Genomic DNA, 12662 nt, shown 5'->3' with positions numbered 1-12662 from the left:
GACGGCGATGCTGGAAGCACACAAGCTGGCCCTGAACGATCGGCTGCGCGGCGTCTGCACAAAGATCGCGGCGGGCCGCGTCACCGCGATCTGCGGGCCCAATGGCGCGGGCAAGTCGACCCTGATCCGGCTGCTCGCCGGTGTGCTGGAGCCGACCGGGGGCGAGGCGTTGATGGATGGCGTGCGCCTGCGGGACTTGCATCCCAAGGCGCGCGCGCGCGAGGTCGGCTATCTGCCGCAGGAACCGCAGATCGCGTGGGACCTGTCCGCCCGCAATCTCGTCTCGCTCGGGCGGCTGGCGCATGGCGATGCGCGGCGCGAGCCGGTCGACGCGGCACTGGCGGCGATGGGGCTGGAGGCGCTGGCCGATCGCCCGGTCTCGACCCTGTCGGGCGGGGAGCGCGCGCGGGCGCTGCTGGCGCGGGTGCTGGCGGGTGAGCCGCGCTGTATCCTTGCCGACGAACCCTTCGCCTCGCTCGACCTGGCCTACCAGGCCTCGCTCGCCCAGCACCTGCGGACGCAGGCGCACGAGTATGGGCGCGCGGTGGTCGTCGTGGTCCACGGCCTCAGCCTGGCGCACAATCTCGCGGATCGGGTGCTGCTGCTGAAGGACGGCATGCTCCATGCAGAGGGTCCGCCGGAATACGCGCTTTCGCCGGAGAACCTGCGTGCCGTGTTCGGGGTGGAGGCGCACTGGCTGGGCGAGCCGGGGGCAAAGGTGCTGTCGCTCGCCGCCGGAGACGCATGACGGGATTTGTCATTTGAGTGTCCGCGGCGATGGCGGTTTATGATCTCTCGCCGACAATCGACGAGGATGCTTCGATGCTGCGCCTGCTTCTTGCCACGGTCCTGGCGGCCACCGCCATCACGCCTGCGCTCGCCCGTGAGGATGCCGATCTCAACAGCCAGTTGAGGGCGATGGCCAAATGGAGCAACGAGCCGTGGCATATCGCGGCCTATGAGAAGATCCTCGCCGATCCGGGGCTGACCGATATCCAGCGCGCGCGGGTGCTCAATTTCCGCGCCAATGCCCGCTATGGCGCGGGCGACAAGCTGGGCCAGCTCGCCGATCTGGACCTGCTGGTGGAGCGCTATCCCGATGTGCCCAACGCCGAGGCGTACCGGACCGATCGGGCCTATGCCTATGTCCAGGCCTGGCATCTCGCCGACCGCGCGCTCCAGGGCTTGAAGCGCTCGGGCGGCCCCACTGGCAGCGAGCTGCGCGATCTGTGGGAGCTGGGCTACTGGGAAGACGTCGCCGCCTTCGCGCTGAAGAACGGCGCGATCACCATCCGCAACACCGAACAGGCGCGCGACATCGCGCGCAAGCTGGCTGCGTCCGGGCGCGGTACGCCGCAGATGTGCATCGCGGTGATGAAGGACAAACAGCCGTGCGAGATCGGCCCGAGCGAACCCTCGCCCCAGCCGCTGCAGGGTGCAGGGCTGGCCGCAGCACTGGCGGCCCTGCAGGTGCGTGCAGCGGTCTACAAGACCGATTAGCGCAGAAGGCTGCCGGCGGTGCGGCACGCGATCGCCGGTCTGGCGGGGAAAGCATGAAAAAGGCGGGGGCAGCGCAATGCCGTCCCCGCCTTCCCCAGTATCGGGTTGTGCGATCAGTTCGCGATCGGCGCGTCGCCATCCAAGGTCTTGGCAGGCAGCTTGCCGTCCGAAGTGCCTTCCGCAGTCTGCTCGGGCGTGCCTGGCTCTTCCTCGGCCAGGCCCAGCGCGATCAGCATGTACTTCACGTCCGGGTCGCGGCCCGCGAAGTTGCGGTACATTTCGCCGTAATCCTGCGTCCCACCCTGGCTGAGCACGGTCTCGCGATAGTGATCGCCGTTCTCGCGCGTCAGGCCGCCGTTCTGCAGGAACCACGCACGGCTGTCGCGGTCGAGCATCTGGGTCCACAGATAGCTGTAATAGCCTGCCGAATAGCCGGTCGGGCCGGAGAAGATGTGGTTGAAGTAGGTCGTGCGGTAGCGCGGCGGCACCAGAGCGACTTCCAGCCCCAGTTCGGACAGCGAGCGATCGGCATAGGCCGTCACCTTTTCAGGCGTATCGATCGCAGCCGCTTCGTCCTTCGAGAGCGCGTGCCACTTCATGTCGAGCAGTGCGGCTTCGAGCACTTCGCCGAAGTCGTAGCCCTGGTTGAACTTGGACGATGCCTTGATCTTGTCGACCAGCTCGGTCGGGATCGTCTCGCCGGTCTTGTAGTGCTTGGCATAGTGCTGAAGCACTTCGGGGTAGGTCGCCCACATCTCGTTGACCTGGCTCGGGTATTCGACGAAGTCGCGCGCGGTCGCGGTGCCCGACAGGCTCGGGTACGTCTGGTCGGCGAAGAAGCCGTGCAGCGCGTGGCCGAATTCGTGGAACGCGGTCTCGACCCAGTCGAAGCTGACCAGCTGCGGCTCGCCCGCAGGGGCCTTGGGAATGTTGAGCACGTTGTAGATGACGGGCTTTTCATTCCACAGGTCGGACTGGTCGACGAAGTTGCTCATCCACGCACCGCCGCGCTTGGAAGGGCGCTGGAACGGGTCGAAATAGAACAGGCCCAGATCCGAGCCGTCGCGGTCCTTCACGGTGTAGACCCACACGTCGGGATGGTAGGTCGGCAGATCGTCGCGCTTTTCGAAGGTCAGGCCGTACAGCTTGTTGGCGGCGTAGAACACGCCGTCTTCCAGCACCTTGTCGAGCTGGAAGTACTGCATCACCTTGTCGTCATCGACCTGGTAGCGTTCGGCCTTGATCTGGTTGGAATAGCGATACCAGTCCCACGGCTGGACTTCGAAATCGCCGCCATCCTCGGCGATCTTCTCGTTCAGCACGCCCGCTTCGCGGCGCTGGGTTTCGGCCAGCGCGGGGACCATCTGGCCCATGAAGTCGAGCGCGGCCTGCGGGCTTTCGACCATCCGGTCGTACATGGTGTAGCTCGCCCAGTCGGGCTTGCCGAACAGAGCGGCCTTTTCGGCGCGCAGCTCCACGATCTTGGCGACCAGTTCGCGCGTGTCGATGTCAGTCGTGCCGTCGGCGCGATGGTAGCTGGCCATGAACAGCTTCTCGCGGGCGGCGCGGTTTTCCATGCTCGGCAGCAGCGGCTGCTGCGTGGTGTTCTGCAGCGCGATCGCGAACTTGCCCGGCTGGCCCGCTTCCTCGGCCAGATCGGCAGCGGCGGAAATGTCCGCTTCGGACAGGCCGGCCAGCTCTTGCCGCGTGTCGAAGAACACCGGCTGGTCTGCCATCGCGGCGCGCGCGGTCTGCGCGAATTCGGTGGTGACGGTCGAAAGCTCGGTGTTGATTTCCTTCACCCGCTCACGCTCGGCATCGGTCAGCATCGCGCCTGCGTGGACCATGCCTTCGTACGTGTCCTCCAGCAGCTTGGCGTCTTCGGGCGTCATGCTCATCGCGGCGCGGTTGTCGTACACCGCCTTGACCCGGGCGAAGAGCTTGGGGTTCAGCGTGATCGAGTCCGAATGCGCGGCGAGGACGGGGCTGATCTCGGTATTGATCTCGTCCAGAGCGTCGGTGGTGTTGGTGCCGGTCAGGTGGAAGAAGACCGCGCCCACACGGCCCAGCATCCGGCCCGACTTTTCCAGCGCGACGATCGTGTTGGCGAAGGTCGGCGGCTCGGGATTGTCGATGATCGCCTGCACTTCGGCCTTCTGGATCGCCATACCCTGTTCGAACGCGGGCATGTAGTCTTCTTCGGCGATCTTGGTGAAGTCGGGCGCCTTGAACGGCAGGGTGCTTTCCTGCGCGAAATAGTTCTCGATGCTCTCGGCTTCCGCTTCGCCCTGGGTCATGGTGTCGCCTTCGCTGGTCTGGGCCTGTGCCGTCCCGTGATAACCGCCCGCAAGGGCAAGGGTTGCAGCAGTGGCGAGAAGAATACGCATGTAAATTCGCTCCGTTGTTACGGTGAAAACTGGGTTGGCTATGGCCTAGCAGAGCCTTCTTGAACAGCGGCTTGCCGAGGCTCGATGCTCTAATCCGGTGCTTGCGCAGGCTTGGCAGAACCCGCTTCGCCCAGCGCCTGCTTGTTGATTGTAACGATTCTTGGTCGGCCTCCTTTGCGATCGACCACCAGCCAGATCGATCCCAGTTCCAGGAAGGCACCCTGATCGGGCACTACGGTCAGCCCGTCGAGGTCGATCCGGCGCAGGAGGGCGAGTACGTCCTGGTCGAACACCTCGGAAAAGCGCGCATCGACGTCTGCTGGATCGGTCAACTCGCGGCGATTGCCCTCGTCGTCGATGTAGAGCAGCGGCAATCCGATCTCCTGCAGGATCGCCGCCTTGTCGTCCGCCTGCGCGGCCGCGCGGATTTCGCGCAGAACCTGTTCAAACTGGCTTGCGGTGGTCCCGGTGGAGCATGAGATTGCACCGCCCTCGGCCGAGTCGTGCTCAAGATCGAAGCGCTCGTCGCGCGTCTCCTGATCCTGCCACACCAGCAGCAGGCAATTGTCGGTCTGAGTTTCGGATGCCGCCTGCGGCGCAGGGAGCGGCGTATCCACTCCCCCCTCGCGCGCGGCAGGCCCCTGCGCGGGGTCTGCGGCAGGTGAGCAGGCGGAAAGCGCGCAGGCGGCAACTGCGCCGCCGAGCCCGGCAGGCAGTGGGACCCTAGCCGGGGCGCACATCCGCATAATTGGCCTCAAGGAAAATTTGCGCGCGTCGTTCGGATCGATGGACGAGCCCGCCCGCGATCCGACCGCCGGCGAAACGGTAATCAAGTTCTTCGGCAATGCCTGTATAGTCCGCTAGGGCAATCGCCCGGTTGAGATCGGGGCTCTCGCTTTCGGAAAGCGTTCCTTCGCCCACATTATACGCCAGATCGACCAGCGCATCGAATTCGTGCTGATACAGCTTCAGATCGCCGACCACATCGACCACCGCCTGCTCGGCGGTTTTGAGGTCCTGCGCAAGGAACGCCATCGCCTGCTCGCGAGTGATCCTGTCGCCCACCTTCAGCCCGTCTTCGGGGCGCACCAGATGGCCGATGCCCACCGTGGGATAGCCCGCGACATCGCGATAGACGGTCAGCCGCATCCCTTCTTCCTGCGCTAACGCCTTGCGCATCCGCTCGCTGGTGGCGAGCAGGGCCGCGTTCACGCGGGTGAAGTTTGGATTGGTCTTGAGATTGGTCTGATACGACCAGCCGCGCACATCGTCCGAGGTCTGGCCCGGGGCGCAGCTTCCCAGCGATCCGGCGGCGACGGATACCGCGGCGAGCGCCCACGGGGCACGTTTGAGCCGCCTGCGCAACTTTGAGCTGCGCGGGGTGCTGTCGCCTGAATGCATGGCACGCAGCTTCGCCCGGGCCCCGCGCTTCTTGCGCGCGATATTCGGCCCCGAGTGGTCGCGAATGGTGACAGGCCCGGTCATCCCCGGCCTCCCACGGCATCTGCGCCCCTGCTGCTTGCTGTCGCCTCGCGGGCGATCATGCGGTTTCCTCCTGTTATCTTACTCTCTCAACGGGCGAGGCGTAGGATAGGTCCGCAACTCGTCGGGCCTCGTTAACGTTTCGGAGCGGTTGGCGACCGATTTGCGCCCTTTGCGAAGGCTGCCGCGCTGGGCTACCGGCTGGGCATGTCCGATGCCAAAACTCTCGCCGCAGACCCGCACTGGCTGCCCCACCGGATCGATCCCGTCGCGGGCACGATGGAGTTTCTGCGGGTTGAGCGCGCCGCGCTGGCCGATACCGGCTTTCTCGCCGATCGCACCGGGGAAACGCGCGCGCTCCCGCTGGCCGAGGTGCAACGCCTCTCGCCAGCAACAGGACCGCTGCACTTCATCTTCCACACCGCCTTCTGCCGATCCACCCTGCTGGTCCGCGCGCTCGACATACCGGGCGTGTCCGCCGGGCTAAGCGAGCCAGGGATTATCGCCAGCCTCGTCAATGCAGGGCAGGCGGGCGAGCCGCTGGTCGCCCCGGTGACGCAGCTGCTCGCGCGAACGTGGGGTGAGGGCGAGGCGGTGTTCGTCAAGCCCACCAACCATGCCAACCGGCTGGTCCCCGCACTGATGAACGCTGCACCGCAGGCGCGCGCGATCTTCATGACCAACCCGCTGCCCAGCTTCCTTGCGGCGGTGATCCGCAAGGGGATGATGGGGCGGCGCTGGGGGCGCCAGCTCTATCTTGAAATGATGGGCTATGCGCCGCTCGATCTGGGGATGGACGGGCGCGAGCAATTCCTGATGACCGACCTGCAGGCCGCCGGTCTCGCGTGGTTCCTCAATCAGCGCTATCTCGATGCGATCGCGCGGCAATATGGCGATCGGGTCCGTGTGCTCGACGGCGACCGCTTCGATGGCGCGCGGGCAGAGACGCTGGCGGCGATCGGCAGCTTCACCGGGGTCGCGATCGACCCCGCCAGAGCGAAGGAAATCGCGCAAGGCCCCGTCTTCGCCCGCGACGCCAAGACCGGAGCCGATTTCACCGAGAAATCGACCCGCGACCGCGCCGCCACCCACAGCGCGGTGGTGGAGGACGAGATCGCCAAGGTCGGCGAATGGATCGGCATGATCGCGCAGCAAGTGGGGCTGACGGTCCCGGTGAAGCAGACGCTGTTCTGATGCGCTAATCCGTCAGGGGGAACGCGACGACCGGCTCGTAATGCGCGCCGCCTGCATCCAGCCGGCTCTCATAAAGATGAAACGTTTCGACCTGCCATGCCGGCAGCGCGAGCCGGGCATGCTGGGCCAGCCACCCGCCGATCGGCCCGGTCGAGGCATTGACCCGCGCGATGGTCACATGCGGCACGAACTTGCGCTTCACCGGCTCCAGCCCGGCGGCGCGGCACGCACGCTCGACCCGGCGCTGGAGAATGTTCAGCGGCTCGCTTTCTTCGACCCCGGCCCACAGCGAGCCGACCCGGCCCTTGCGCTCGAAAGTACCGACGCTGCGCAGGTCCAAGGCAAAGCGCGGCGCGCGCACCGTCTCCAGCGCGCTGACCAAATCGTTCGCCTGCGCCCGGTCGACCTCGCCGACGAAACGCAGCGTCAGATGCAGCTGCTCGTCTGCCTGCCACCGCGCGCCCTCGACGCCCTCCATGGTGTCGATCAGCGGATCGCGGATGGCCTCTGGCGGACGAAGGGCGACGAAGAGGCGGTGCATGGCGCTCCTGTCCTCTCCGCCGCCCGTTTCGTCAAATGCCGTGCGATTCCATCGGCACGACGCGGTTTTCAAGCGCAGCATCATCCACCGCGCGCACCAGCACCGCGGCGAGATCGCCGCGCGCGGTGGTCCCGTCGCCCTCGACATCGTCGCCCAGACGAATGTCGCGCTGGCCGTCGTCGTGCGTCAGCGCGCCGGGGCGGATGATCGCGTAGGGCACGCCCGAGGCGATCAGGTGATCGTCCGCCGCCTTCTTGGCGAGCGCGTAGTGATAGAGGTCCGAGTCCGGATCGGGATCGTCCACGCCGCGTGCGCTCAGCATCACGAAGCGCTTCACGCCCGCCGCCTTGGCCCGGTCGACCAGCGCCTTGGCGCCGTCGCGGTCGACCTTGTCGGTCATGTCCGGCCCGGTCTTGCTGCCCGAGCCTGCGGCAAAGATCACCGCGTCGATGCCCTCACACACATCTTGCGGCAGATCGGTCAGATCGCCGTTGCGCGTGTCGCATCCGGCGGGGAGCGTCGAGGTGTCGGAACCGTCGCGAACGAGCGCGATGGGCGAATGGCCCGCTTCGATGAGCTGGGGGACGAGGCGCTTGCCAGTGTGACCGGTCGCGCCGGAGACGAGTACTTTCATGGGTGTGGTCCTTCGAATATCGGTTCGGAGGACTAGCGGTTGCGGCGCGGGGATGTTCCGGGAGAGGAACGGCGCGCGGGTAGTTGTGTGCTTGACCTGGTGTGCGACGCGGGGGATTGTGATCAAGGAGGGGACGATGTGGCCGATCTGACCATCACATCACAGCAAGAGCTTGAGGCTTGGCTGGAAGACAAGCCCCGCGAGTGGGCGCAAGCGATCGCTCTGCGCACCGTGCTGCGCGTGCTGCCGGTTGTGCTTGATGCCGAATTTTCACCAAAAGAGGAAGATCGTCGCGATTTGGTTCTGGTCTGCTTGCGAGCGACAACCGTATCATCGGGTGATCGCAAAATGCCAGCCTATCACAGATTAGCCGCCGCTGCCGCTGCCGCTGACGCCGCCTACACTGCCGCCCGCCAAGCCGCCTACAGCGTTGCTGCCCGTGACGCCGCCAGCGCCGCCGCCGCCGTCGCCGCTACCTCCTACGCCGCCATCGCCAACACCTCCGCCGGCCCCACTTCCGCCGCCGCCGCCGCCGCTACCGCCTACGCCGCTTCCGACGCCGCTGCTGCGGCCTACGCCGACACCGTCATCTGGTCTATGATCGCTCGTGACTGCGAGTTACTGGCGGACGGAGAGGTGTCGTCTGACCGGCTGCTGACATTGCATGTCTGGCCCGATGCGCCCGCATGGTTTGTCGAGAGTTGGGAGCGAGGCCGCAACTGGCTGCGTCGCTCGAATGACGGTTTTGCGATCTGGGCCGAATGGTACGAGAGGCGGATCGAGGGAAAGTCGGCCTTTTCCGGGTTCGACGATGAGGCCGATAATGCCTTCTACCGCTACCTCATCGATCAGGACGACGTCTGGTGGAAACGCGAGCCCGCCGAGATCAACCGCGAGATAGCTGCCAAGGTCGAGGAGCTTGGCGGCTATACCGGAGGCGGAAGCCTGTCGGAATCCGAAGTTCGGGACATTCTCGAGCGCACCGCCGACCCGCAAGCCGCAGTAGTCGATGGCAAGATCACGATCCGCGCGAACAAGGATTTCGGTCTCGGAGCGGGAAAACCTACAGTCTCGCTCGCCAACCAGCTCGTCGATCTTGCTCGATTGCTGGCCGACGGGCTCGAAGATAATGCACCGCGGGCCCTGAAAGCCGCGCTCAATACCTACGCAGTCGTTCTCGAAAGAGAAAAGGCAAACCCTCCATCGGACACTTTGGACCCGGCGGCGGGTGTCGTTCGAAAGCTCCATCGTTACGACGGTCACGATTCTTGGGCCAAGGGTCTCGACGATACCTTTGCCACATTCCTCGAGGCGAATGATCGGCTGTTCGGTCGAGTGCCAGAGGAGGCCGATCAAGCTAGAGCGCGCGCGCAGATCGAACCGAACAAGGAAATGGCGGCGACGCATCCCCTGATAGAGGATGTCAAACGCTTCCAGGAATTGGCGGAGGCGCTGCGCGATCAGGGCGTGACCGACGCAACCGCGCGAAGATACTTCGATGCGGTCATCCGGATCGGCATGGAAATCGCTTATGGTGGCCCCGAGCTCGAGGTGCCCGACAATGCGACAGGAGCCTCGCCGGAGAATTGGTCGGTCAAGGATCGGTATAGAGCGAATGTCGCCGGGCTCTCGCTGCAAATGGAATCGCAGATCGCGCTTGCGTTGTCGGTGTCAGCTCACCCGCAGTTTCAGGCAGTCCTGCCGATGCTGACAGACTTCGCGGCGCACATGCTCAGGTTTTTCGTTTGAAAACGGTCACGGCCATCTCACACGATCCTCTGAACTGACGCAGAGCTTGCGTCTTCAAATCCAGCCCCGCCGCACCACATTCTCCGCAACAGGGCGGAACCGCCCATGCCGGTCGCTCGCTTCACTGCGGATAGGCCACCCGGCATCCTTGACAGATAAGAACACAAGCGGAACACGCGCCCTATGGCACTTACCAAAATCTCCGTGCGCGGTGCGCGCGAGCATAACCTCAAGGGCGTCGATATCGACCTGCCGAGGGATTCCCTGATCGTCATCACCGGGCTCTCGGGCTCGGGGAAGAGTTCGCTCGCCTTCGATACGATCTATGCGGAAGGCCAGCGGCGCTATGTCGAGAGCCTCTCCGCCTATGCGCGCCAGTTCCTCGAGATGATGCAGAAGCCCGATGTCGAGCATATCGAGGGGCTGAGCCCAGCGATCTCGATCGAGCAGAAGACGACGAGCAAGAACCCGCGCTCGACCGTGGCGACCGTGACCGAGATCTACGACTACATGCGGCTGCTGTGGGCGCGGGTGGGCGTGCCATACTCGCCCGCGACCGGCCTGCCGATCGAGGCGCAGACCGTTTCCAATATGGTCGACCGGGTGATGGCTTTGCCCGAGGGCACGCGCGCCTATCTGCTCGCGCCGGTGGTGCGCGGGCGCAAGGGCGAATACCGCAAGGAACTGGCCGAGTGGCAGAAGGCGGGCTTCACCCGCGTGCGGATCGATGGGGAGATCTACCCGATCGAGGACGCGCCCGCGCTCGACAAGAAGTTCAAGCACGACATCGAGGTGGTGGTCGATCGCCTCGCGGTGAAGGAAGGGCTGGAAACGCGCCTGGCGGACTCCTTCGAAACCGCGCTGCGGCTGGCCGAGGGGCTGGCCTATGTGGACCTCGCCGATGGCGTGGTGCCGGGGCGCGAGGGTGAGGATACGGGCGAGGGCAACCTCAAGGGCGCAGGCGTGCCCGCCAACCGGATCGTGTTCTCCGAGAAGTTCGCCTGCCCGGTCAGCGGCTTCACGATCGAGGAGATCGAGCCACGGCTGTTCTCCTTCAACGCGCCGCAGGGTGCCTGCGCGACGTGCGACGGGATCGGCGAGAAGCAGCTGTTCGACCCGCAGCTGGTCGTGCCGAACGAGGCGCTGACGCTCAAGCAGGGCGCGATCATGCCGTGGGCGAAGAGCAATCCGCCGTCGCCCTATTACATGCAGGTGCTCGCCAGCCTGGCGAAGGAGTTCGGCTTCGACCTGACCACGCCGTGGCAGGATCTGGGTGCGGACAACCAGGACGTCATCCTCTACGGCACCAAGGGCAAGCGCGTGCCCCTGACCTTCAAGGACGGCCGCAAGCAGTACACGGTCAACAAGCCGTTCGAGGGCGTGATCGGCAACCTCAACCGCCGCCTGCTGCAGACCGAGAGCGCGTGGATGCGCGACGAGCTGAGCAAGTTCCAGACCGCGCAGCCGTGCGAGACCTGCGGCGGCAAGCGGCTGAACGAGAAGGCGCTGGCGGTGAAGATCGGCGGGACGCCCGGCTCCGGCGAGGACGCGATCGACATCGCCACCCCGTCGCAGATGAGCGTGGGCGATGCGAAGGTGTGGTTCGAGAACCTGCCCGAACGCCTGACCGACCAGCAGCAGCAGATCGCCCGCGCGATCCTGAAGGAAATCAACGAGCGGCTGGGCTTCCTCGACAACGTGGGCCTCGACTACCTCAACCTCGATCGCAAGTCGGGCACGCTGTCGGGCGGCGAGAGCCAGCGCATCCGCCTCGCCAGCCAGATCGGCAGCGGGCTGAGCGGCGTGCTCTACGTGCTCGACGAGCCGAGCATCGGCCTGCACCAGCGCGACAACGACCGGCTGCTCGAAACGCTGAAACGTCTCAGAGACCTCGGCAACACGGTGATTGTGGTCGAGCACGATGAAGACGCGATCCGCACCGCCGATTACGTGGTCGACCTCGGCCCGGGCGCGGGCGTGCACGGGGGCGAGATCGTGGCCGAGGGTACGCTCAAGCAGGTGCTCAAGTCCAAGAAGTCGCTCACCGCGGCGTACCTCAACGGCACGCGCGAAATCGAAGTCCCGGCCACGCGCCGCAAGGGCAACAAGCACAAGCTGACCGTCCACGGCGCGCGCGCCAACAACCTCAACAACGTCACCGCGTCGCTGCCGCTGGGCACCTTCACCTGCATCACCGGCGTCTCCGGCTCGGGCAAGTCGAGCTTCACCATCGACACGCTCTACGCCGCCGCCGCGCGCGAGCTGAACGGCGCGCGGGTGATTGCCGGCGCGCACGACAAGGTCACCGGCCTGCAATATTGCGACAAGGTGATCGAGATCGACCAGTCGCCGATCGGCCGCACCCCGCGCTCCAACCCCGCGACCTATACCGGCGCCTTCACCCAGATCCGCGACTGGTTCGCCGGCCTGCCCGAAAGCCAGGCGCGCGGGTACAAGCCCGGCCGCTTCAGCTTCAACGTCAAGGGCGGCCGGTGCGAGGCGTGCCAGGGCGACGGCCTGATCAAGATCGAGATGCACTTCCTGCCCGACGTCTACGTCACCTGCGAGGAATGCGGCGGCAAGCGCTACAACCGCGAAACGCTGGAGGTGAAGTTCAAGGGCCACTCGATCGCCGACGTGCTCGACATGACGATCGAGGATGCGGAAAACTTCTTCAAGGCGGTCCCCCCGATCCGCGACAAGATGGCGATGCTGAACGAGGTGGGGCTGGGCTATATCAAGGTCGGCCAGCAGGCGACCACGCTTTCGGGCGGCGAGGCGCAGCGGGTGAAGCTGGCCAAGGAGCTGAGCAAGCGCAGCACGGGGCAGACACTCTATATCCTCGACGAGCCGACCACCGGGCTGCATTTCGAGGATGTGCGCAAGCTATTGGAAGTGCTGCACCGGCTGGTCGACCAGGGCAACTCCGTGGTGGTGATCGAGCACAACCTCGATGTGATCAAAACCGCGGACTGGGTGCTGGACCTCGGGCCGGATGGGGGTGTGCGGGGTGGGGAGATCGTTGCGGAGGGTACGCCTGAGGAGGTCGCGCAGGTGAGCGGGAGCTATACGGGTAGCTATCTGAAGCCGATGTTGGAGCGGGTGAACGAGCTGGCTCAGTAGTTGATTTAGGAGCGTCTGGCTGCGTATCAGAAGGCGTCAACATCTAGGGGAT

10 protein-coding genes are annotated in these 12662 nt (G+C 65.4%); 5 read left to right on the top strand and 5 right to left on the bottom strand.

The features are described from left to right. Window positions 1-7: 7 nt before the first annotated feature. Together VO57_014325 and VO57_014320 are read left to right on the top strand one after the other, a co-directional pair. Entirely contained in the window at window positions 8-748 is a 741-nt protein-coding gene (locus VO57_014325) for an ABC transporter ATP-binding protein (GenBank protein XBL69293.1), read from the top strand. Between the two features lie 29 nt (window positions 749-777). Further along, window positions 778-1500: a hypothetical protein gene (locus VO57_014320; protein ID XBL69292.1), complete on the top strand. Its 723-nt coding sequence runs from the start codon at window positions 778-780 to the stop codon at window positions 1498-1500. 113 nt (window positions 1501-1613) lie between these two features. Here the strand turns inward: VO57_014320 and VO57_014315 are convergent, their stop codons facing one another. From VO57_014315 to VO57_014305, 3 genes are all read right to left on the bottom strand, one after another. Continuing rightward, entirely contained in the window at window positions 1614-3887 is a 2274-nt protein-coding gene (locus VO57_014315) for a M3 family metallopeptidase (protein ID XBL69291.1), read from the bottom strand. An 89-nt stretch (window positions 3888-3976) separates the two neighbouring features. Then, entirely contained in the window at window positions 3977-4504 is a 528-nt protein-coding gene (locus VO57_014310; protein XBL69290.1) for a hypothetical protein, read from the bottom strand. A gap of 106 nt (window positions 4505-4610) precedes the next feature. Next, a complete protein-coding gene (locus VO57_014305; protein XBL69289.1) occupies window positions 4611-5372 on the bottom strand; it encodes a lysozyme in 762 nt (253 codons plus the stop codon). Between the two features lie 204 nt (window positions 5373-5576). On the opposite strand from VO57_014305, the gene VO57_014300 reads away from it, so the two are divergent. Then, on the top strand, window positions 5577-6563 hold the full coding sequence (locus tag VO57_014300) for a hypothetical protein (protein XBL69288.1): 987 nt from the start codon (window positions 5577-5579) through the stop codon (window positions 6561-6563). A 4-nt stretch (window positions 6564-6567) separates the two neighbouring features. Here VO57_014300 and thpR read toward each other — a convergent pair whose 3' ends face one another. Further along, window positions 6568-7104 carry an RNA 2',3'-cyclic phosphodiesterase gene (gene thpR, locus VO57_014295; protein XBL69287.1) on the bottom strand — a complete coding sequence of 179 codons (537 nt, stop codon included), beginning with the start codon at window positions 7102-7104 and terminating at the stop codon, window positions 6568-6570. A gap of 31 nt (window positions 7105-7135) precedes the next feature. Further along, window positions 7136-7738 carry an SDR family oxidoreductase gene (locus VO57_014290; GenBank protein ID XBL69286.1) on the bottom strand — a complete coding sequence of 201 codons (603 nt, stop codon included), beginning with the start codon at window positions 7736-7738 and terminating at the stop codon, window positions 7136-7138. A 138-nt stretch (window positions 7739-7876) separates the two neighbouring features. Here VO57_014290 and VO57_014285 point away from each other — a divergent pair, with 138 nt between their 5' ends. Both VO57_014285 and uvrA read left to right on the top strand, forming a co-directional pair. Next, entirely contained in the window at window positions 7877-9487 is a 1611-nt protein-coding gene (locus tag VO57_014285) for a hypothetical protein (protein ID XBL69285.1), read from the top strand. A 183-nt stretch (window positions 9488-9670) separates the two neighbouring features. Then, a complete protein-coding gene (gene uvrA, locus VO57_014280; protein XBL69284.1) occupies window positions 9671-12610 on the top strand; it encodes an excinuclease ABC subunit UvrA in 2940 nt (979 codons plus the stop codon). The last annotated feature ends 52 nt before the right edge of the window (window positions 12611-12662 follow it).

The organism is Citromicrobium bathyomarinum, assembly GCA_001306305.2.
GTDB lineage: Bacteria > Pseudomonadota > Alphaproteobacteria > Sphingomonadales > Sphingomonadaceae > Alteriqipengyuania > Alteriqipengyuania bathyomarina.
Note: the sequence above shows the minus strand (reverse complement) of the source record. Positions and strands in the feature narration are given on the sequence as shown.